Annotated in this window: 17 protein-coding genes; 10 read left to right on the top strand and 7 right to left on the bottom strand. The window is 60.5% G+C overall.

The window, feature by feature from the left end; translation table 11 throughout:
* Positions 1–18: 18 nt before the first annotated feature.
* From ACGVKB_RS08165 to rpsT, 5 genes are all read right to left on the bottom strand, one after another.
* Complete coding sequence (locus tag ACGVKB_RS08165; RefSeq protein ID WP_392350956.1) at positions 19–4,095, bottom strand: DNA-directed RNA polymerase subunit beta'; 4,077 nt, start codon at positions 4,093–4,095, stop codon at positions 19–21.
* A gap of 47 nt (positions 4,096–4,142) precedes the next feature.
* Positions 4,143–6,047, bottom strand: a complete 1,905-nt coding sequence (locus ACGVKB_RS08160) for a DNA-directed RNA polymerase subunit gamma (protein WP_392350954.1) — start codon at positions 6,045–6,047, stop codon at positions 4,143–4,145.
* 48 nt (positions 6,048–6,095) lie between these two features.
* Positions 6,096–9,389 carry a DNA-directed RNA polymerase subunit beta gene (gene rpoB / locus ACGVKB_RS08155; protein WP_392350953.1) on the bottom strand — a complete coding sequence of 1,098 codons (3,294 nt, stop codon included), beginning with the start codon at positions 9,387–9,389 and terminating at the stop codon, positions 6,096–6,098.
* Between the two features lie 293 nt (positions 9,390–9,682).
* Positions 9,683–10,471: a TatD family hydrolase gene (locus ACGVKB_RS08150; protein WP_392350951.1), complete on the bottom strand. Its 789-nt coding sequence runs from the start codon at positions 10,469–10,471 to the stop codon at positions 9,683–9,685.
* Positions 10,472–10,515: 44 nt separating this feature from the next.
* Positions 10,516–10,812 (bottom strand): 30S ribosomal protein S20, encoded by a 297-nt coding sequence (gene rpsT / locus ACGVKB_RS08145; RefSeq protein WP_392350949.1) that lies wholly within the window; start codon positions 10,810–10,812, stop codon positions 10,516–10,518.
* Between the two features lie 98 nt (positions 10,813–10,910).
* Between rpsT and hisD the strand changes: the two genes are divergently transcribed.
* Positions 10,911–12,242 carry a histidinol dehydrogenase gene (gene hisD / locus ACGVKB_RS08140; protein WP_392350947.1) on the top strand — a complete coding sequence of 444 codons (1,332 nt, stop codon included), beginning with the start codon at positions 10,911–10,913 and terminating at the stop codon, positions 12,240–12,242.
* Here the strand turns inward: hisD and rpiA are convergent.
* Positions 12,235–12,930, bottom strand: coding sequence for a ribose-5-phosphate isomerase RpiA (gene rpiA, locus ACGVKB_RS08135; RefSeq protein ID WP_392350974.1), 696 nt, complete (start codon positions 12,928–12,930; stop codon positions 12,235–12,237). The two genes, hisD and rpiA, sit on opposite strands and share 8 nt — an antisense overlap.
* 58 nt (positions 12,931–12,988) lie before the next feature.
* Positions 12,989–14,086, bottom strand: coding sequence for a trypsin-like peptidase domain-containing protein (locus ACGVKB_RS08130; RefSeq protein ID WP_392350945.1), 1,098 nt, complete (start codon positions 14,084–14,086; stop codon positions 12,989–12,991).
* A 151-nt stretch (positions 14,087–14,237) separates the two neighbouring features.
* Here ACGVKB_RS08130 and grrP point away from each other — a divergent pair, with 151 nt between their 5' ends.
* The 9 genes from grrP to ACGVKB_RS08085 all read left to right on the top strand — a co-directional run.
* Positions 14,238–15,098 carry an extracellular substrate binding-like orphan protein GrrP gene (grrP, locus tag ACGVKB_RS08125; RefSeq protein WP_392350943.1) on the top strand — a complete coding sequence of 287 codons (861 nt, stop codon included), beginning with the start codon at positions 14,238–14,240 and terminating at the stop codon, positions 15,096–15,098.
* Positions 15,099–15,146: 48 nt separating this feature from the next.
* Positions 15,147–15,530, top strand: coding sequence for a GrrA/OscA1 family cyclophane-containing rSAM-modified RiPP (grrA, locus tag ACGVKB_RS08120; RefSeq protein ID WP_392350941.1), 384 nt, complete (start codon positions 15,147–15,149; stop codon positions 15,528–15,530).
* Positions 15,527–16,726 (top strand): cyclophane-forming radical SAM/SPASM peptide maturase GrrM/OscB, encoded by a 1,200-nt coding sequence (grrM, locus tag ACGVKB_RS08115; protein WP_392350939.1) that lies wholly within the window; start codon positions 15,527–15,529, stop codon positions 16,724–16,726. The genes grrA and grrM overlap by 4 nt, the downstream gene beginning before the upstream one ends.
* Positions 16,723–17,217 (top strand): hypothetical protein, encoded by a 495-nt coding sequence (locus ACGVKB_RS08110; protein WP_392350937.1) that lies wholly within the window; start codon positions 16,723–16,725, stop codon positions 17,215–17,217. The genes grrM and ACGVKB_RS08110 overlap by 4 nt, the downstream gene beginning before the upstream one ends.
* A gap of 58 nt (positions 17,218–17,275) precedes the next feature.
* Positions 17,276–17,542, top strand: a complete 267-nt coding sequence (locus ACGVKB_RS08105; protein WP_392350935.1) for a hypothetical protein — start codon at positions 17,276–17,278, stop codon at positions 17,540–17,542.
* A 99-nt stretch (positions 17,543–17,641) separates the two neighbouring features.
* Positions 17,642–18,109: a ribosome maturation factor RimP gene (rimP, locus tag ACGVKB_RS08100; protein WP_392350933.1), complete on the top strand. Its 468-nt coding sequence runs from the start codon at positions 17,642–17,644 to the stop codon at positions 18,107–18,109.
* A gap of 44 nt (positions 18,110–18,153) precedes the next feature.
* Complete coding sequence (nusA, locus tag ACGVKB_RS08095) at positions 18,154–19,674, top strand: transcription termination factor NusA (RefSeq protein WP_392350931.1); 1,521 nt, start codon at positions 18,154–18,156, stop codon at positions 19,672–19,674.
* Positions 19,671–19,949: a YlxR family protein gene (locus ACGVKB_RS08090; protein WP_392350929.1), complete on the top strand. Its 279-nt coding sequence runs from the start codon at positions 19,671–19,673 to the stop codon at positions 19,947–19,949. The genes nusA and ACGVKB_RS08090 overlap by 4 nt, the downstream gene beginning before the upstream one ends.
* 68 nt (positions 19,950–20,017) lie before the next feature.
* Positions 20,018–21,815, top strand: a 1,798-nt coding sequence (locus ACGVKB_RS08085; protein ID WP_392350927.1) for a translation initiation factor IF-2 N-terminal domain-containing protein, incomplete at its 3' end; no start/stop codon positions are given.

The following is a 21,815-nucleotide window of genomic DNA, read 5'->3' as shown; positions in this document are numbered from 1 at the left end:
GACAGGTGTGATCCGGGATCACTCGTCAGAGAGCAGGCCTTCTTCCTGAAGGCCTTCAACGGCTTCAGCATCGACCACCTGCTCTTCCTTCAGTTCATTGTCGACGTCAGGACGCGTAAACGCGGCGAAGGTGCTCGCATTCGGGTCGATGTTGTGCCTGGTGCGTGTGGCTTCCAGATCCGCATCGCTGGGGTCATCCAGCACAGAGGTGGCACTGGCCGCCGAGGGCATCTCGACGGTGTAGTCAGGGCGCAGATTCTGCATCCGGCGATAGCCGGCGGGATCTTCCGACAGGATGTCGGGATGGGGGCCGGCCTCCTTCTGCAGTTCCTCTTCAAAACCGCTGAAGCCGGTGCCAGCAGGAATCAAACGACCGATAATCACGTTCTCTTTGAGACCGCGGAGCCAATCGCTCTTGCCCTCAATCGCCGCTTCCGTCAGCACGCGGGTGGTCTCCTGGAAGGAGGCCGCGGAGATGAAGCTATCCGTGTTGAGTGAGGCCTTGGTGATGCCCAGCAGCACCGGCGTGAACTCAGCGGGAGCCCCACCGGTGATCGCCATCGCCTGGTTGGTGTCTTCCACCTGACGCAGTTCGATCAGCTCACCCGGCAACAGGGTGGTGTCGCCTGCATCTTCAATCCGAACCTTGCTGGTCATCTGACGGACAATCACTTCGATGTGCTTGTCGTCGATCGAAACGCCCTGGGATTTGTAGACGTTCTGAACCTCGGTGACCAAACGGTGTTGCAGGTTGGCAATCGCCTCCTGTGCGGCATCCATCAGAGGCTTACGGCTGCGCAGGTCCTCGAAGAAACACTCCAGCAGTTCGTGGGGATTGATCGGACCATCGGTGAGAAGCTCACCGGCCTTGACCTGTTGGCCATCACTGACCATCACGTTGCGGCCGAGCAGGATTGGATATTCGCCAATGGCGTCATCGGCCTCGATGACATTGACGGCCAAGGAGTCATCGTCCTCACCCTGCTTGATCTCAACCGTTCCAGGCTTCTTGCAGAGAATCGCGGATTCCCGAGGACGACGGGCCTCGAGCAGTTCCTCAATACGCGGCAGACCCTGAACAATGTCACCGGTCTTCTGACGTTCAAAGACGAGGAGCGCCAGACCATCACCACGCTGCACCAGATCCCCATCGCGGACGTGAAGCACCGAGTCGGGAGACACCATGTAGGGGCGGCCGAGACGCAGGGTCACGGTGTTGCCGTTGACGGTTTCCACTTCACCGCAGCAATCGGAGGGCTCGCCCTCGGCTAAGAGCTCGCCATCAACGATGCGCTGACCGACAGACACCAAAGGTGTTCCAGACGTGTTGCGGGTGATGGTGTCTTCAGGCCGTTCCACGATCAGACGTCGGACCGGCTCGGCCTCCGTGGCCTCGGGAAGTTGAGCGACACCCTCCTGTTTGCAGAGGATCTGGGTGGTCGCGACCACATCGCCGGCCTTCACCGAAATGCCGTCTTCCACCTGCAGTTCCGTGTGGGTGGAGCCATGGCTGGAGTCGGACATGGTGTCGCGACGGACCAGGATCGACTCAAGGATCACCAGGCGAAGGCGCGACAGAGTCTTGGCCCGCTTGTCCGGTGCCTTCTCCACATCCACGGTCATCTGAGGCGTGGTGTCGAAGGTTTCGAGAAGCAGCTGGGTCTTGAGCAGCTCGACTCCTTCAACGGACTTGATCAGTTCGTTGTCCTTGAAGGCCAGACGCTGGGTTGCCTTGATTCCCAGGTGAGGACCATTGGCCTGCTTGATGTGAGCCAGCTCAGGCAACTGCGCCTCGTTCGGAATCGTGTATTCCTCAACCGGACGAAGCAGAAGACCCTTGCCTTCAGGTGTCTCGACGGTCTGAACAAACTTCATCTCGTCGATCGTGATGCCCTTGGCGATGTCCTCACCGGGATTCACCATCTGGCCATCACCCTCGAAGCGCTCGAGCGCCTTGGTGTCAGTGCCGAGGTGGAAGTCACCACTGCGAACGATGATTTCGCGCAAGATGTCGTTCTTCTGCGTGACCGTGACGATGCCAGCGGTCTGACTGAAGATGTCTTTGACAACTTCGGTGCCTGCCTCGATCCACTGACCGTCGGTGATCATCAGCAAGGAGATGTCCTTGTTGATCTCGTGGGTTTCCTGGGGGATCCAGAGCAGGGTGCCGCCCTTGTTGACCTCGTAACCGTTCTTGGCCGAACGGGCTTTCTTGATCGCCAGACCAGGGGCAAATTTGACCAGGCCACCGGTGTTGGTGCGGAAGCGATCATCGGCCAGTTCCGCGATGACTTCCCCTGAGCCGATTTTGCTACCGGGAATGGTGTTCAGGCGGTAGCGGGTGCCGTCCTTGGACTCCAGATTCCAGATCTCACCGGAATGGGTGGATTCCTCAAGCAATTTGAAGTCCTTCAGCGTCATCGACGTGGTGACGATCTGAACTTCGCGGGAATCACCGATGGAGTCGCGCAGGCGCACTTCCCCGCCGTATTCACTGCGCTGGCTGGCTTCCGCGAGGACCTGGCCTTCGGTGACGGTGGTCTGACCTTCCACCACGGGCTGGGCATTGGGCGGCAGGTTGTACACATCACCGGCCAGCACCCACATCCGCCCGAGACGCTGGGCCTTCAAGGTGATGTTGCCCTGGCGGTCAGTGACTTCCCTGGGTTGAATCTTCTCTTCGTAGCGCACCTGACCCGCCAGATCGCAGATCACATCTTTGGTGGCCTTTTCAACGCTCTTCTTCACCGCACCAGCGGCAATCTGAACGAAAGGAACGTCAGCCTCGATTTCCTGTTTGTCGCTCACAAACAGAAGTGAACCGTTGGTGACCTCAATCTTCTGAGGCTTGCCTTTCCCCGAGGGATGAACCGTCAGGGTGAAGTCGACTTCAGCCTGTTGGGCTTCCACACCATGGGGGGTGCGGTAGGGGCGAATCCGCGACTTGCTGCCGAATTCAACCGTGCCGGCAATCTTGGAGCGGACCATGCCCGTTTCTGCCGTGGACACACCACCGGTGTGGAAGGTCCGCATGGTCAGCTGAGTGCCGGGCTCACCGATGGACTGAGCCGCGATGATGCCAACGGCCTCACCCAGATCAACCAGCTCGTTGTGGGCCAGGGCCCAGCCGTAGCACTTGCGGCAAACGGAACGATTCGCTTCACAGGTCAGCGGCGAACGCACGCTGACCGCTTTCACACCGGCTTTTTCAAAGCGGTTGGAGAGCGGTGGATCAATTTCAGTGTCGCGCTCAGCCAAGATCTCGCCGTCGGCGGTCACGACCTGATCGGCGGTCAGGCGACCGACCAGGCGGCTACCAAACCGACCGTCTTCCGCATTGACCACGATGTGGCGCGTGGTGCCGCAGTCGTCTTCGCGGACGATCACATCCTGGGCAACGTCGACGAGACGACGGGTGAGGTAACCCGAGTCAGCCGTCCGCAGAGCGGTATCCACCAGACCCTTACGGGCGCCGTAGGAGGAGATCACGTATTCCGTGACGGTCAGACCTTCGCGGAAATTGGTCCGGATCGGAAGGTCGATGATCTCCCCTTGCGGGTTGGCCATCAGGCCACGCATGCCCACCAGCTGACGCACCTGGGACATGTTTCCCCTGGCGCCGGAGTTGGCCATCATCCACACCGAATTCAACGGTGCGTTCTCGTCAAAGTTCTTCTTGACGGCATCCACCAATCGTTCGTTGGTTTCGGTCCAGGTGTCGATCACCTTGGTGTGCCGTTCCACCTCGGTGATTTCACCCAGGCGATACCGCTCTTCCGTCGCTGTGATCTGCTCCTCAGCCTGACCCAGCAGATCCTTCTTGGCCTCAGGGACCTTGAGGTCATCAACGGAAATCGAGACAGCGGCCTGGGTGGCGTATTTGAAACCCAGATCCTTGAGGTTGTCAGCCATCGACGACGTGACAGCTGTGCCGTGGTTCTTGTACGACCAGGCAACCAGCTGCTTCAGCGCTCTTTTATCAACGATGTGATTGCGAAACGGCGGTGGCGTCTTCGACAACGGACGTGAGGCTGTTTCAGGGGCCGGAGCGGCTTTGGCCTTCTTGGAGGACTTACGAGATTTGGAGGAGGTCATGGCTGCGCGCAGATCAGAGGAAATAAGGACGGACGTTCAGACGTGATTCAGGCGGCGGCCACCGCATCGATGATGGTGTGGTTCATCACCACACGGCCCACGGTTGTGAGGATGTAGCGGCTGATCAGTGCGCCTTCCTCGTCAAAGCGGTCGCGGCGGTACGTCCACTGCTCCACACGGGTGCCATCGCTCAGGGTTTCAGCCTTCGCGGGCTCCTGCAGTTCGTCGTTGTCTTCAACTTCACCGTTGAATCGGACCCAGACCCAGTCATGCAAACCAATCCGGTTGTCATCAAAGGCCTGGATCACATCCTCGAGCCCGGCGTAGGTTTTGCTGCGGTCGCCAAAGTCAGGCTGAACAGCATCCGGCTGCAGAGCCGTGAGGTAGTAGGAACCAAGCACCATGTCCTGGGACGGGGTGATGATGGGCTCACCGGTTGCAGGCGACAGGATGTTGTTGCTCGCCAGCATCAGCATGCGGGCTTCGGTCTGAGCCTCGATCGCCAGAGGCACGTGAACAGCCATCTGGTCACCGTCGAAGTCAGCGTTGAACGCCGGACAGACCAGGGGGTGGAGTTGGATCGCGCGGCCATCAACCAGCTTCGGCTCAAACGCCTGGATGCCGAGACGGTGAAGCGTTGGTGCCCGGTTCAGCATGATCGGGTGACCATCGATCACCTCCTGCAGCACCTGCATCACCTCATCATCGGCCCGCTGGATGAGTTTCTTGGCCGCCTTGATGTTGTTGACGATGTTCTGACGAATCAGACGATGGATCACGAACGGCTGAAACAGCTCGATCGCCATTTCCTTGGGCAGACCGCACTGGTGCATTTTCAGCTTGGGGCCGACCACGATCACGGAACGACCGGAATAGTCGACACGCTTACCGAGCAGGTTCTGACGGAAGCGGCCCTGCTTGCCTTCAATGATGTCGCTGAGTGACTTCAGCGGGCGGTTGTTGGCACCCACGACCGTGCGGCCGCGACGTCCGTTGTCGATCAGTGCATCGACTGCTTCCTGCAACATCCGCTTTTCATTGCGGACGATGATTTCCGGCGCCAGGATTTCCTGAAGACGCGCCAGTCGGTTGTTGCGGTTGATGACCCGGCGATAGAGATCGTTGAGGTCAGAGGTGGCAAAACGACCACCATCGAGCTGCACCATTGGGCGCAGGTCGGGGGGAATCACCGGGATCACATCCAGCACCATCCACTCCGGACGGGCTTCGGTGGCGATGAAGTTGTCGATCACGCGCAGGCGCTTGATCAACTTGGCGCGTTTCTGACCCTTGCTGCCGTTGATCTCCTCACGGAGCTGCTCCGCAACCTCCTTCAAGGTGAGGTCTTCCAGCAGCTGCTTCAGAGCCTCGGCACCGATGCCCACCACGGGCTCATTTTCGATCTCCGAATCTTCGGCGTAGATCTCATCTTCGATCTCCAGCCACTCGTCTTCGGTCAGCAGCTGCTTGTACTTGAGGTCCTTGTGATCGCCGGGATCCAGGACGACATAGCAGTTGAAGTAAACGATCTGCTCGACATCGCGCAGCGGCATGTCCAGCAGGATGGCCACGTAGCTGGGGATTCCTTTGAGATACCAAACGTGGGAGACCGGGGCTGCCAGCTTGATGAAGCCCATCCGGTGACGACGCACGCGGCTTTCGGTGACCTCCACACCACAACGTTCGCAGACGATGCCGCGGTGACGCACACGCTTGTACTTGCCGCAGTGGCACTCCCAGTCCTTGGAGGGGCCAAAGATCTTCTCGCAGAAGAGCCCGTCCATCTCGGGCTTCAGGGTTCGGTAGTTGATGGTCTCCGGCTTGGTGACCTCACCGACCACCTGGCCGTTGGGAAGGGTGCGTTGACCCCACTCCATCACCCGATCGGGTGACGCGAGGGTGATCTTGACGTAATCGAAGTGGTTCTCGGTGCGGAGGTTGCTGTTGGTCATTGACGGTTATGGAAGGAGGAGCGGGTTGTCAGTTCGTTCGTTGGTCCGTCAGTCCTCGTCGTAATCCGCAACGCCGAGGGATTCATACGTGGGCCGGCTCGGGGTGCTGCGTCGTGGATTGACGTCTTGCATCAGGTCCACTTCCTTGCCCTCATCGGTGTAAACCGCGATATCCAGACCCAGGGACTGCAGTTCGCGCATCAGCACCTTGAAGGATTCCGGCGTGCCTGGACGTGGGATCGGCTTGCCCTTGACGATGGCGTTGAGCGCCTCGTTGCGCCCTTGCATGTCGTCGGACTTGACCGTGAGCAATTCCTGCAGGGTGTAGGCCGCGCCGTAGGCCTCGAGTGCCCACACTTCCATCTCACCCAAACGCTGACCGCCTTGCTGAGCCTTACCGCCCAGGGGCTGCTGCGTGACCAGGGAGTAAGGACCCGTGGAGCGGGCGTGGATCTTGTCATCCACCAGGTGGACCAGTTTGAGGAAGTGGGAGTAACCCACGGCCACCGGCTGGTCAAACGCTTCACCGGTGCGACCGTCCTTGAGCTGAAGCTTGCCGGGGTCGTCGGGGTTGTACACCCAGCTCATGCCGGGCTGCTTGGCCGCTTCCTTGAGGAAAGTTTCCACGGTCTGCTGCGACTTTTCGGCACCGTGCATTTCATCGAACGGCACCACCTTGACGCGGCAGTTGAGGTTGGAGGCAGCCCAACCCATCAACAACTCGAACACCTGACCCACGTTCATCCGGCTCGGCACACCCAGGGGGTTGAGCACGATGTCCACGGGGGTTCCGTCGGGCAGGTAAGGCATGTCTTCCCGCGGAAGAATGCGGCTGATGATTCCCTTGTTGCCGTGGCGGCCGGCCATCTTGTCGCCGACCTGAATCTTGCGACGCTGGGCCACGTAGACGCGCACCACCATGTTGGCGCCAGGCGGAAGCTCATCACCCTGTTCACGGGTGTAGATCCGCACGTCGACCACACGACCACGCTCGGTGCCGGGGACCCGCAGGGAGTTGTCACGCACATCGCGGGCTTTCTCGCCAAAGATGGCGCGCAGCAACTTCTCTTCAGGGGGCTGGTCGGACTCACCCTTGGGGGTGACCTTGCCCACAAGAATGTCGCCGCTTTCCACGAAGGCACCGACGCGGATGATGCCCATTTCGTCGAGGTTGCCGAGGCTTTCCTCCGCGACGTTGGGGATCTCTCGGGTGATCTCCTCCGGTCCGAGCTTGGTCTGACGGGCTTCGATCTCGTACTTCTCGATGTGGACCGAGGTGTACAGATCGTCCGTCACCAGCCGCTCGCTGACCAGCAGAGCATCCTCGTAGTTGTAACCCTCCCAGGGCATGTAAGCGATCAGAACGTTCTGACCAAGGGCAATCTCACCTCCTTCGCAGGCTGATCCATCGGCAAGAACCTGACCAACAATCACCTGATCCCCACAACGCACGATCGGGCGCTGGTTCAGGCAGGTGTCCTGGTTTGAGCGTTGGTACTTCTGCAGGAAATGCGTGTGCTCATGACCGTCCTCGTCCTGAACAACGATGGCGGTGGCATCCACAAACGTGACCGTGCCATTGACCCGTGAGATCGGGACCATGCCGGAGTCGCGAGCCACCTGGGTCTCCAGACCGGTGCCAACAAGGGCACGCTCGGGGCGGAGCAATGGCACAGCCTGACGCTGCATGTTCGAGCCCATCAGGGCGCGGTTGGCGTCGTCGTGCTCCAGGAAAGGAATCAACGAGGTGGCCACGGAGATCACCTGCACCGGAGACAGGGCGACGTAATCGACCTGCTCGGGGGGAACCTTCTCGAAATCCTGGCGGTAGCGCACAGGGATCAGATCGGAACTGATCCGACCATCGGATCCGGTCGCCACATCACCGGGAGCGACACGGCACTCGTCCTCACGGTCAGCGGAGAGATAGATCGGATCGCCCTCTTTGAGAACGATGCCGTCTTCCACCTTCCAGAACGGCGTCTCGATGAAGCCGTACTCATTAACGCGGGCGTGGGTGGCCAGGGAGTTGATCAGACCAGCATTCGGGCCTTCCGGCGTCTCGATTGGGCAGAGACGGCCGTAGTGGGAGGGGTGAATGTCTCGGACCGCAAAACCGGCGCGCTCACGGGTCAGACCGCCAGGTCCAAGGGCAGAGATCCGGCGCTTGTGGGTCAGCTCCGCCAGAGGATTGGTCTGGTCCATGAACTGACTGAGCTGGCTGGAGCCGAAGAACTCCTTAATCGCAGCCACGAGCGGCTTGGGGTTCACCAACTGAGCCGGCGTCAGCGAATCGGTCTCGCCAACCGTCATCCGCTCTTTGATGATCCGCTCCAGACGGTTCAGACCAACGCGAACCTGGTTCTGAAGAAGTTCGCCCACGGACCGCACACGACGGTTGCCGAGGTGGTCGATGTCATCGAGGCTGGCGCCACCAACATCAAGCTCAAGGTTGATCAGGTAATCGAGCGTGGAGAGCACGTCCTCGTGGGTGAGGGTGCGCACCGTGTCGGGAATGGTGAGACGCAGCTTCTTGTTGATCTTGTAGCGACCCACCCGACCGAGGTCGTAGCGCTTGGGATCAAAGAAGCGGGTTTGCAGCAGCTGTTGACCACCACTCACCGAAGGCGGCTCGCCCGGACGCAACTTTTTATAGAGCTCAAGCAGAGCCTGGTCTTCAGAACTGATGCCCTCATCATTGGCGGCATCAATTGACTTTTTATAAAATTCGGGATGGCGGAGTTTGTCGACAACATCGTTGTCTGACAACCCCATCGCCCGCATCAAAACGTGGGCATTGATTTTCCGAGTTTTATCAACACGGACGTGTAGGAGACTGTTTTTATCAGTTTCAAACTTCAGCCAAGCGCCTCGGTTGGGGATAACGCTGGCGTTGTAGGTACGACGACCGTTCTTATCTTGCTCATCTTTGAAGTAAACCCCAGGGCTGCGAACGATCTGATTGACAATGACTCGCTCGGCGCCATTGATGATGAACGTTCCACGTTCAGTCATCAGTGGGAGTTCACCAATAAAGACCTCCTGCTCCTTGATCTCACCCGTTTCCTTATTGACCAGGCGGCAGGTGACATACATCTGCGACGCGAAAGTCGCATCACGACGCTTCGCCTCTTCCACATCGTGGCGAGGACGCTTCAACCGGTACTCGCTGCCGATGAAGTGCAGCTCAAGCTTGCCCGTGTAATCGGTGATCGGGGAAAAGCTTTCCAGCTCCTCGATCAGGCCTTTATCCAGAAACCACTTGAAGCTTGCCCGCTGAACCTCCACAAGATCGGGAAGATAAGTGGCGGTCTTGGCGACCTGAATCGCGCTGCTGCTCATGCGGGGACCGGCAGAGAGGACGAAAGGAACAAAGAGGCCTGTGAATGGAAGACGGCAGACAGACAGACAGTCGAGATCCAAGCCAGCAAAAGCGGCGGCCGCCGCCCCTCAACGAGGAGCAGCAGCACCGCACGCGGGCTCAAAAATCTCGGGCCAGATCAGCTGACGTCGACAATTGCACCTGAAGGGAATGGATGCTTCGGGCCCCAACCAACTGAAAAAGCAATTGGATGGGCAGGCCAATACAACATCTTACATCTTGGCTGGACGTCTGCCCACATTCGTGCTTGAGCTCAGGGAAGACGGAACAAACGCCTGGCATTGGCGGTACTGCTGAGGGCCACAGCCTCGAGGTCCATGCCCCGGAGCTCAGCGACGCGGGCCGCAACAGAGGCGACAAAGGCTGGTTCATTGCGTTTACCGCGCCGTGGCACAGGCGCCAAGAACGGGCAATCGGTCTCGACCAGAAAGCGATCCTCGGGCACAAGGCGAGCGCAATCGTGGGTTGCGCTTGCTTTTGGGAAGGTCACCGTTCCGCTGAAGCTGATGTAGAAGCCGAGCTCCAGAAACGCTGACATCTCCTCCGGCGTCCCGCCCCAGCAATGCATCACCCCAGAGGGACAACGACCATCGGCATGACGCGCCTGCAATTCGTCCAACATCGGAGCCGCAGCATCGCGGCAGTGGACAATGATCGGCAAGCCGAGTTCAACCGCCAGATCCAACTGCGGTCGCAGAACCGCTAGCTGATCAGCCAAGTTTTTGTCGCGGAAAAGGTCCAGGCCGAGCTCACCGATCGCCACAACACGGTCGTCGTCCAAGGCAGCACGCCGGAGAACCGACACGGTGTCGTCATTCCAGTGCTCGGTGTCGAGCGGATGCACGCCAACGGAATACCGCATTTCAGGGAAGCGGTCAGCCAACGCACGGATGGCGGGAATCTCCGAGGGTTCCACACAGGCATGCAACAAAGCCTGAACACCCGCCTCACGCCATCGGGAGGCCACCTCATCCAGGTCCTCATCGAAGTTCCTGAAGACGATGTGGCAGTGGCTATCGATCAGAGTCGGCAGTGTGGTCAACGGGTCCGAAACGCGCCTTCGGACCCATTCTGCCGGTTCCAGGTTCAGCTGGAGGGCTCGAGCACTTTGCGCACTGCCGCACTCAGACGGGCCTTCTGGTTGGCACCGTTGTTGCGATGAAGAACGCCGACTTTGACCGCTTTGTCGATCCGGCTGAATGCGGCGCTGATGGATTCCTGGACACTCGCCTTGGCATCGTCGCCGGGCTTTGCCGTGTAGGCGTCACAAGCGTTGAAGCAGCGCTTCATCAGCGTGCGCAGCGACGACTTGTAGGTGCGATTGCGCAGACGGTTGCGCTCGGCAATCTCAACACGCTTCTTCGACGACTTGTTATTGGCCACTTAGGCGAAAACAACACGAACAATCCAAGACAATACTCCTTGACCTCAAGCCTTGAGGGAGGGCCTTAGCTTGAGGGTTGAACTCCCCTTGCAGCTCCTTGCCCGAGAGCCGATCAGCGGAATCAATCCAGCCAGCGGCCTTCCCGATCCGATGCATTCGGGACCATCGCCAAGCTGAGGAGCAGCTCGATCATCTAGCGAGCCGCACGGTCAACGAGCAACAGCGCGAGGCCCGCCAACGGGTTGACGCCATCCTCGATGACGTGCGCCAGAGAGGTGATGCCGCCGTCTGCGACTACACCCAGCGTTTCGATGGGTTCTTGCCAGATCCGATCGCCATCAAGGAGGACGCCCTCGAACGCGCTTGGACTGAGCTTTCGAAAGACCTGCGCGACGCGCTCGAACTCGCCCACCGCCGGATTCACGACTTCCACCAACGTCAGCGCCCCAGCGACCTGGAGATGAAGGGTGTCCATGGCGAACGGCTCGGCAGGCGCTGGAGACCCGTCAAACGCGCAGGTCTGTATGTCCCCGGAGGACGTGCGGCGTATCCCAGCACCGTGCTGATGAATGCGGTGCCCGCACGGGTCGCGGGGGTGGATGAAATCGTGATCGCCTCCCCCGCCGGTGCTGACGGTGCGGTCAATCCAGTGGTGCTCGCCGCAGCCCATCTGGCCGGAATCCATACCGTGCTGCGCATCGGCGGAGCCCAGGCCATCGCCGCGATGGCTTACGGCACAGCCAGCGTGCCGAAAGTCGATGTCATCAGTGGCCCAGGGAACATTTACGTCACCCTGGCCAAACAAGCCGTCTACGGAGAGGTGGGAATCGATTCGCTCGCCGGACCGAGCGAAGTGCTGGTGATTGCCGATCAGAGCGCCAACCCCGGCCATGTGGCGGCCGATCTGCTCGCGCAGGCGGAACACGATCCATTGGCGGCGGCGGTCCTTCTCACCACAAGTGCGGAGCTGGCCGAGCGAGTTGGTGTCGAACTGGCACAACAACTCGAGGGGCATCCCAGGCGCCAAATTTGCGAGGCATCCCTCTCGAATTGGGGGCTCGTGGTCCTCTGCAATGACCTCGAACAATGCGCCACATTGAGTGACCGATTCGCCCCAGAGCATCTCGAGCTCCTGGTGGACCGACCTGAGGCACTGGCGGATCGCATTCAAAATGCCGGTGCGATCTTCATTGGTGGCTGGACCCCGGAAGCGGTCGGCGACTACCTCGCGGGGCCGAATCACACCCTGCCGACCTGTGGCTCAGCCCGTTTCAGTGGAGCCTTGAGTGTGGAGACCTTCATGCGCCACACCTCAATGATCAGCTTCAACAAAGCGGCCCTGGATGCCACGGGGTCAGCTGTGCGTGAACTGGCCAGAAGCGAAGGACTCCACAGCCATGCGGAGTCCGTCCGTCTACGCCTCAGCTGACGCGCTCGAGGCTGCGCGCACCCGCTACACCATCTTTAATCTCACCGACGAGGACCTCATCGGTGAGATTCACGAACAGACCATTCTCCAAAACGCCGGGAATGTTGTTGATGGTGCGCTCCAGAGCAGCGGGATCCTGAATCCCCCCGTTCATCTTGACGTCGAGCACAAGATTGCCCTGGTCCGTCACCACCGGGCCGGCCTTGCGTTGGGCCATGCGCAGTTCCGCAACACCACCCAGCTCAGCCAGCTGTGCCTGCACCTGACGCCAAGCACCGGGAAGAACTTCCACTGGGAGGAGAAAACCCAGGTTGAGTCGATCGACCAGTTTGGTCGAATCGACGACCACAACAAATCGCTCAGCGCGGGCCGCCACAAGCTTTTCCTGCACATGGCAAGCACCGCCTCCCTTGATCAGCTGGAAGCCAGGGTCCACTTCATCGGCGCCATCAATCGCCAGATCAATGCGCTCAACTGCATTCAAACTGAGCAGAGGAATGTTCAGCTGAGAGGCCAGAACTTCGCCCTGGAAGGAGGTGGTCACACCCACGATGTCCTTCAGAGCACCTGAGGCGAGCTTGGCGCCCAGGGCTTCGATCATGAGGGCTGCCGTGGAACCAGAGCCCAGGCCGAGAACCATCCCGTCTTTGATCTGCTCGACCGCGGCATCCGCCACGGCCTGCTTCATCTGGGTCTGGAGATCCACTGGGGACGAATTGAAGATGGGCGCGACCGTAGCAAGACTTTCAGCCCACCCCAGGCAGAGCCGCTGGACGAACCGAAAGCTCCCGCTCATCGCCTTGACGCAGCACCTTCAACTTGAGTGCATCGCCAAGGGCGGACGCCTCGACCTGAGCGAGCAGGGCTTGAGGATCTTTGACCGGTTGCTCCCCGGCTTCGATCACGAGATCCCCGCGGCGCAGACCAGCCGCTTCGGCAGGGCTGCCCTCAAGAACACTCTGAACCAGGGCACCGCTGCGCTCAGGCAGCTGCAGCAAGGCATTGGGATCACGATTGTGCTCGCGGGCGATCTTCGCGGTGAGAGGAACCAGCTGTAAGCCGATGTAGGGATGCACCACTTCGCCGTCCGCCAGGAGTTGATCGGCCACACCACGGGCCAGATTGATCGGGATGGCAAAGCCAAGGCCGGCGCCTGGACCAGAACGGACCAAGGTGTTGATTCCGATCACATCACCATCTCCATTCACGAGCGGACCGCCTGAATTGCCGGGATTGATCGCTGCGTCGGTCTGGATGAGATCCAGCCGCTTATCGGAAAAACCAAGACTGTTGATGTTGCGGTGCAGGCTGCTGACGATGCCGAGGGTCACCGTGCGTTCGAGGCCGAAGGGTGTCCCTAGCGCAATCGCCCAGTCACCGACCTCCAGTGCCTCTGAATCTCCGAGGGGAGCTGGGGGGGGAAGGCTCCTCCCCTTGAGGCGGACCAAGGCCAGATCCGTGACGGGGTCGACACCGACGACGGTTCCATCGCATTGATCACCATCCGCCAAGGTGACCGTGACCGTTTCCACCCGTTCGACGACGTGGGCATTGGTGAGCACCAATCCCTTGGCATCCATCACGATTCCGGAACCTTGGCCGCGCTCCCGCTCTGGCCCCATCGGCGGATCACCGAGCAAGTCACGAAGCAAGGGATCGATCAGCGTGGGATCGAACGGCTGACGCTCAACGGTTCGCTCCGTATCGATCCGCACGACCGCTGGAGCCACCCGACGCACCGCCTGGGCCACAAAACTGTGCTCCAGAGCATCAGCAGAAGGCCCGACACCGATCAGCACGACCAGTGCCAGCACCAGATTCAAGACGTGACGCAGAGCTGACATCAGCACCTTGATCCATTCGTTGCTCTCTTTTTATCGGATCCAACCCCATGGGTGAGGTTGGTCCGGATCGAGCGGAATCCGGTCGTGAAGCTTCAAGCTCACGGTCAGGACCCTCAAATCCAGCTAAGAGAGCATCAAACGCTGTTTTCGCATGCGTGCATCCCTGGCTCCAGTGGCAGCCGCCTTTGCCCTGGCAGCCCCCCTCGCCTTGGTCCCTGCTGCTTCGGCACAAAGCACGACTCTCAAGGCAGTCATCTTCGAAGAAGTCAAACCGCTTTACCAAAAGTCGGGTGGAAGCTTCGAAGGGTTCGGCGTTGATGTACTCGAGCAGATTCGAATCCAAGCCCGCCGCCGCAAGGTGGACTATCGGGTTGCATCGTCGGTCAAAGACGGCATCAATGCCGTGATCACCGGCAAAGCCGATATCGCTTGCGGGGTTGCCTTCACCTGGGGTCGAGCCACCCAACTCAGCTACAGCATTCCATTCGCCATCGGCGGCACACGCTTGCTCACCGCCAGCAACACCACCGTGGATGGGACACCGGATTCACTGAAAGGCCAAACAGTGGGCGTGGTGCGTGACACCGCATCAGCCAACGTTCTGAAAAGCGTGGCTCCGGGTGCGAGTTTCAAGCGCTTCAACACCCCCGCCGAGGCCTTAGCCGCCTACAACAACGGCGACGTTTCGATTCTGGGTGGAGGAACACTGTGGCTCGCAGCGAATAGCCGTCCGGAAACCAGTGCTCTGCTGCCCTTCCGTCCCTATGGACGGTCTGGGGTCGGCTGCATCGTGAACCAGAACAACGGCAAATTGCTGTCTGCCACCAATGTGGCCATCGGCCAAATGATGCAGGCCTACATGGATGGTGATGCAGGCACGCGGGAGATGGTCAACCGCTGGCTCGGTCCTGGCAGCACGGTCGGCTTGAGCCAGGAGGCCATCAAATCTCTGTATGGCCTGATGTTGAGCGTCACCGCAGAGATCTCCACAACGATCGACCCAGGCAGCTAGCACCCTGGCCCACGAACCTCTGATCCAATTCTTTTCACTTCCTTGGATATGAAACGTTCCCTGATCGCTTTTCAAGCACTGCTCGCCTCCAGCGCCGTGCTCTGCCAAAGCGCTGAAGCAACCTCGGCCTACACGGCTCCGGAGCAACTGAACAACAGCATTGAGTCGCGCATTAAAGCGGTTCAAGACACCGAATGGAGCTCGCTGCTCAAAGCCGAAGAGGGCGATGAATTAATCGCCAAAGGCAAATGGGGCAATGGGGGCGGACACAAATTCAGCAACAGCCGTGGTTCAGGTAAATGGAAGAACGGCAAAGGCGGTAACAAATGGAGCAACAGCCGTAATACCTGGGGCAACGGCGGCTATCACGGCGGCTGGCGCAATGGTGGTGGCGGTTGGCGCAATGGTGGCGGCGGCTTCGTGAACTGGTGATCACAACCCCACAATCCAGGCCCGACCTCAACAGGTACGGGCCCATTGGCCTGGTGGTCGTCCAGTCGACCTCCCTCTGCAACCTCGATTGTTCCTACTGCTATCTGCCTGACAGGCAGAAAAAGCGGGTGTTTGACCTGGATCTGCTGCCGCTTTTGATGCAGCGGATCCTGGAGAGCCCTTTTGCCGGACCAGAATTCTCACTGGTCTGGCATGCAGGCGAACCGCTCACCCTGCCCACGCGCTGGTACGACGAAGCGACATCGATCCTTCGGCGCAGCCTGGCTGAACACGGTGCTGAGGGAATCGACTTCACCCAGCATGTTCAAACCAACGCCACGCTCATTAACGACGCGTGGTGTGACTGCTTCCAACGCAACCGCATCGTTGTAGGGATCAGCGTGGATGGCCCAGAAGACATCCACGATTCACATCGGCGATTCCGTAACGGACAGGGCTCGCATGCTCTTTCCATGAAGGGAATCGAAGCCCTTCACCGGAACGATGTGCCCTTCCATTGCATCTCAGTGCTGACAGCCGATGCCATGGAGCAGCCGGAACGGATGTACCGCTTCTTCCGCGACAACGGAATCAACGATGTTGGCTTCAACGTTGAAGAACAGGAAGGCATCCACACCAGCTCCTCCATGCAGGGCAAGGAAATGGAGGCCAAATACCGCGATTTTCTCCGGGCCTTCTGGCGGCTCAGCGAACAAGACGGCTACCCGGTGGTGCTTCGCGAGTTCCAACAGGTGATCAGCCTGATCCAAGGCAATGAGCGGATGGCCCAAAACGAACTCAACCGTCCGTTCTCCATCCTCAGCGTGGATTCAGCGGGCAACTTCTCCACCTTCGACCCGGAACTGCTGTCGGTGGCAAGCGACCGTTATGGAAGCTTCAACCTTGGGAACCTCCGCGATCTGTCTTTGCTGGAATCCACGGAAACCGATCAATTCCGCCGTCTTCTGGCTGACATGACCACAGGTGTGGAAACGTGTCACAACAGCTGCGAATACTTCGGACTCTGCGGCGGTGGCAACGGCAGCAACAAGTTCTGGGAACACGGCACGCTGGCCTCAAGCGAGACCAACGCATGCCGCTTTGGCACGCAGATCCCTGTTCAGGTTCTCCTCGAGCGCTTCGAGGAAGGTCCGCCTCAGCCCAACACGCTCACCCACGCCCATTTGGCCTCATGAGATCCCTGGCTGTTTTGAATGTCATCAGCGGTCTTGCTGTGCTGACACTGGTTCCAACAGGAGCACAGGCGGCCTGCACGTTCCTGATGCCTGTGGGTGGGAACGGCAACGGACCTGCTCCTCACATCGTGAAGAAACAGGTTGAACGCCCCAAAGGACTCATCGGTAGTGCGGTGGGACGCACCAACTGGAACACCGATTTCGTCGTCGATCGTCCTTATCGTCAGTTCAAACTCTTTTTCACCGCCGACTCCACCGACGCACAGCCAGGGTCCTACCCGGTCGAAGCGTTTCTGAAGTTCACCGATGGGAGCAGCCTCAAGGTGGTGGACCAGGCGATGGCGCCCCCGACCGGGACGGGTGCACAGTTCGGCCCCTTCTCCCCACCGAGTGGCCAATCCGTGGCGCAGGTCAACTTCAAAGTTGGGGCGAATAAAAATGCTGGTGCGACGGGCTTCAGCTATCGAATTTCTGTTCAGGGCTGCAACTAATCCAACAGCTCGTGCGAACAAAACCCTCTAGTTTCGTTCGGACTTTTGGCCCTCAACAGTGACCGCATCCAGCACGCCATCCGAGGTCCAGCGCTGTCCGCTCTGCCAGGTCGAGATCGAATCGTGCCCAGGGCGGCCCGACACGGTCATGTTCAGCCAGGGCACCCCGGGAACTCGCAGCAAGCTCTGGAGCCGGGTCTGCCAGTTCCTCAAGACCACAGAACAGACCACAGCCTGCATCAACCAAGACGCTGATCGGCGTGGTCCACAGCAGCTCGGTGATGCATTCCCCGACGCACCGACGATCGACCTGGGAGCCTCGTAGGGCGGTCCTCTACATTGAAAAGGTGTCCGACGGGCATCTCCTTCGGGAGACAGGTCACAACTGAACGCCGGTCGGGCCGATGCCTGACCTGACCTCGTCTTGCCGCATCCACTCCTCCCCGACATTGAGAGCCTCAGTGCAGATGTTGCCGTTGCCAACGGCTTCAGCATCTGCGGACTTCAGTTGCTCACCCATCTGAATCCGATCACACTGGAAATTCAGATCCGCCACAGCAGCGGAGCTGATGTGAGCTTGGACGACTGTGCTCGGTTCAGTTCCGTTCTCGGCGATGCGCTGGAAACCAGCGACATCCTGCCTGAGGCGTATGTTCTGGAGATCAGTAGTCCCGGGATCGGGGAGGTTCTCAGCAGCGATCGCGACTTCCAAACATTCCGTGGTTTTCCCATTGAGGTTGAGTACCGCGACGCCAAGGACGTTGAGACTCGATTGGAGGGCTTGTTACTGGAACGCGATGAGGCTGAGCTCCAAGTCAACATCCGCGGACGGATCAAACGCCTACCCCGCGATCGGGTGATTCAAGTGCGACTCACCTCCCCAAGCAGCTGAACAACTGCCCCTTTCTGTCTTTTCAACTCCGATAACACCATCCGATGGCTCTTGTTCTTCTTCCCGGTCTCAGCAACCTGATCGATGACATCAGTGAAGAAAAAAAGCTGCCGCCTCAGGTTGTTGAAGCAGCCCTAAGAGAGGCGCTGCTCAAGGGCTACGAGAGGTACCGAAAGACGCTGTATCTGGGAATCAACGACGATCCCTTCGATGAGGACTATTTCAGCAATTTTGATGTTGGCCTCGACCTCGAAGAAGAGGGTTATCGGGTTCTGGCCAGCAAAATCATCGTCGACGAAGTCGAGAGCGAAGATCACCAAATCGCCTTGGCCGAGGTGATGCAGGTCGCCGATGACGCCCAAGCCGGCGACACGGTGGTTCTGGACGTGACTCCAGAGAAAGAGGATTTTGGCCGCATGGCAGCGGCCACAACCAAACAGGTGTTGGCGCAGAAATTGCGCGATCAGCAACGCCGGATGATCCAGGAAGAATTCGCTGATCTGGAAGATCCGGTCCTCACCGCCCGGGTGATCCGCTTCGAGCGACAGTCCGTGATCATGGCCGTCAGTTCTGGCCTCGGTCGACCGGAAGTCGAGGCGGAGCTTCCCCGCCGAGACCAGCTTCCGAACGACAACTACCGGGCGAATGCCACCTTCAAGGTCTTCCTCAAGGAAGTCAGCGAAGTGCCGCGTCGCGGACCCCAGTTGTTCGTGAGCCGCTCGAATGCCGGACTGGTGGTCTATCTGTTCGAGAACGAAGTCCCCGAAATTCAGGAAGGATCCGTGCGGATCGTGGCCGTGGCCCGTGAAGCCAATCCACCCTCCCGCTCTGTCGGCCCACGGACGAAAGTCGCCGTCGACAGCATCGAACGGGAAGTGGACCCGGTGGGTGCCTGCATTGGTGCCCGCGGTTCGCGCATTCAACAGGTAGTGAATGAACTCCGCGGTGAAAAAATCGATGTAATCCGCTGGTCCCAGGACCCCGGCCAGTACATCGCCAACTCTTTGAGCCCTGCGCGGGTTGAGATGGTCCGTCTGGTGGATCCGGCTGGGCAGCACGCCCATGTGCTGGTTCCACCCGATCAGCTGAGTTTGGCCATCGGCCGTGAAGGGCAAAATGTCCGTCTGGCAGCGCGTCTCACCGGCTGGAAGATCGACATCAAGAACTCCACTGAGTACGACCAGGCCGCTGAGGATGCCGTCGTCTCTGAGCTGATCAGCCAGCGGGAACAGGATGAGGCCCAGCAGCGAGAAGCCGAGGAACGGCTTGCAGTGGAACAAGCTGCCCGCGCCGAAGAAGATGCCCGCCTGCGGGAGCTGTATCCGTTACCCGAAGACGAAGAGGACTACTACGTCGAGGGCGAGGCTGATCAGCAGGTGGATGACGCAACAACTGATGAGCAGTTCGTGGCCGAGGACGGTCCAGCGGAGCTGACGGAAGAGCCCACTGAGGAGCCAACCGAGGACGCAACGGAGGAACCGACCGAAGAACTGGCCCCCGAGACAACGGACGCTGAAGTCTCCGAGGACAGCCCGGTCTCCGAGGACGGCGAGGTGGCCCGGTGACGCCAAAGCCCATCCTTCGACGCTGCGTGGTCTGTCGCCAGCTGCTGGATCGCCGCCAGTTCTGGCGGGTGATCCGAGATCACAAGGATGGGATCCTTCTCGACTCAGGCATGGGGCGATCCGCCTACCTGTGTCCGACGGAGGACTGTTTTGAGGAGGCGCGCAAACGTAAACGCCTGCAGAAAGCCCTGCGTTGTCAGGTGCCCGATGCGGTGTTGGAGGCGCTGAAACAGCGACTCAGTTCCACCAAGGCTGAATCCGCTGAGGCAAACTAAACATTGGCGCCACTGTTGTGGTGCCTCCGAGGCACACCGTGCCCGGCCCGACCGGAGATCCCCACTGAATGACCAGCAGCGGCAAAGTCAGAATTTACGAGCTGTCCAAGGACCTCGGCCTTGAGAACAAGGACGTCCTGGACGCTGCGGAGAAGCTTTCCATTGCAGCGAAAAGCCACAGCAGCTCCATCAGTGATGACGAGGCTGGTCGCATTCGTTCAATGCTTGGCAAGGGAGGTGGCGCCGTCAGTGCCGCCCCCGCCAAACCTGCCGCAGGCAAAGCCATCCTGTCGGTGAAGAAGGCGGACGCCCCGGCGGCCCCCCAAAAACCGGCACCGGCGAAACCGGCCGCGGTCACGCCTGCCAAGCCGGCGGCGCCAGCCAAACCCGCAGCGCCAAGCAAACCGGTCGCGAAGCCCCAGGTGGTGGCGAAGCCACAGAGTCCTCCGGCTCGCCCCGCGGCTCCCGCGGCAGCATCGGCTCCGGTCAAACCCGCTGCTCCCGCCAAACCCGCCGCCCCCGCCAAACCCGCTGCCGCCAGCAAGCCGGCCATCGTCAGCAAGCCCAGCAGCCCACGGCCGCAGGCGACGACGCCTACCCCCAAACCCGTTTCCGCCAAGCCGGCCGTCAAACCTGCCGCCAAACCCGAGGTGGTGAGTAAACCTCAGGCCTCGAAGCCGGTCTCTCCGCCGCCACGGCCCAGCGCTCCGAGCGCCGCGGCCAAGCCGGCCCCGTCCCGGCCGACACCCCGACCGTCTGCACCAACCCCGCGACCTGCGGCGGGTGGTCAACCCGGCCGGCCGCAGATCGTGTCGCGACCATCGGGCCAGACTCCGACACCCCGCCCGGGCGCACCGCGTCCCGGAGCGCCGGTCAAAGCTGGAAGCCCCACACGACCCACACCCCGGCCGGAGCTGGTTGGCAAGCCACAACCGCGACGCCCAGCCGGAACCGGCAGCGCACCCACGGGGCAAAAACCAGGCATGCCGAGCCGACCGGGAGCTCCCACCCGTCCCGGAGCAGCCGGCTCCCCCCGTCCTGGTGCACCCACCCGGGCCGGTCGCCCCGGTGCACCAACGCGACCGGGCGGTGCTCCAGCCGGCCGCAGTGGCAACACCCTTGAGTTAGTCGGCAAGCCGATCCGTCGTGACGGCAGCAGCACCGGGGGCCAACGCCCAGGACGTCCCGGCGCGCCCAGCAGGCCCGGCATGCCCAGTGGCATGCGCAAACCGGTGGCGCCCGGTGAGCTCATGCAGCTGCAGAAGCCGGTCGGCCGGCCGATGGCCGCACCGCCGCGTCGTCCCGAAGCACCCACCAAACCAGGCGATGGCCCCCAGGCCACACCCCCCGTGGCACGGCCAACGGCTCCCTCGGCTCCACGCCGACCCGGATTCCGTCCGGGTGCTGGTCCTGGTGGTTACCGCCGGCCTGGACGTCCCGACTGGGACGACAGCGCCAAGCTTGAAGCTCTGCGTAGCCGCTCACCGCAGAAGCAACGCCAGAAAGTCCACATCATTGGCGAAAACGACGACGCTCTTGCGGCACAGACCGGCGGGTATGCCGGCGAGCAGCAAGCGCTCGTCCTGTCAGCCAGCCTGGCCAGGCCCGCCAAGCCGAAAGCACAACAACGCACGGCACCAAAACCGGTGGCCGCCGTGCGCAAGCGCCGGAAGGAGACCGCCCGTCAACGCCAGCGGCGCCGCGCCATGGAATTGCGGGCAGCACGCGAAGCCAAACGCAGAGCTGAAGAGAAGGAGAGCGAGGAAGTGGCCAGACGTCTCCAGGAACAGTTCGACACCGAGGTAAAGGAGGATCGCGAAGCCGGCGTCGAGTCGACCGATACTGGACTGAAGGGAATGCTCTGGA

Origin of the sequence: Parasynechococcus sp. (assembly GCF_042954325.1) — a bacterium.
In the GTDB taxonomy this organism is placed as follows: Bacteria; Cyanobacteriota; Cyanobacteriia; order PCC-6307; family Cyanobiaceae; genus Parasynechococcus.
The sequence above is the reverse complement of the archived record's forward strand: the minus strand, read 5'-3'. Positions and strand labels throughout refer to the sequence as shown.

Bases quoted from the DNA above. Each gene is read 5' to 3' on its own strand.
- grrA (WP_392350941.1), top strand. From the start codon at position 15,147: ATGAAACGTTCCCTGATCGCTTTTCAAGCACTGCTCGCCTCCAGCGCC.
- rpiA (WP_392350974.1), bottom strand. From the start codon at position 12,930: ATGAAGCAGGCCGTGGCGGATGCCGCGGTCGAGCAGATCAAAGACGGG.
- rpoB (WP_392350953.1), bottom strand. From the start codon at position 9,389: ATGAGCAGCAGCGCGATTCAGGTCGCCAAGACCGCCACTTATCTTCCC.
- ACGVKB_RS08110 (WP_392350937.1), top strand. From the start codon at position 16,723: ATGAGATCCCTGGCTGTTTTGAATGTCATCAGCGGTCTTGCTGTGCTG.
- nusA (WP_392350931.1), top strand. From the start codon at position 18,154: ATGGCTCTTGTTCTTCTTCCCGGTCTCAGCAACCTGATCGATGACATC.
- ACGVKB_RS08130 (WP_392350945.1), bottom strand. From the start codon at position 14,086: ATGTCAGCTCTGCGTCACGTCTTGAATCTGGTGCTGGCACTGGTCGTG.
- ACGVKB_RS08165 (WP_392350956.1), bottom strand. From the start codon at position 4,095: ATGACCTCCTCCAAATCTCGTAAGTCCTCCAAGAAGGCCAAAGCCGCT.
- grrP (WP_392350943.1), top strand. From the start codon at position 14,238: ATGCGTGCATCCCTGGCTCCAGTGGCAGCCGCCTTTGCCCTGGCAGCC.
- ACGVKB_RS08160 (WP_392350954.1), bottom strand. From the start codon at position 6,047: ATGACCAACAGCAACCTCCGCACCGAGAACCACTTCGATTACGTCAAG.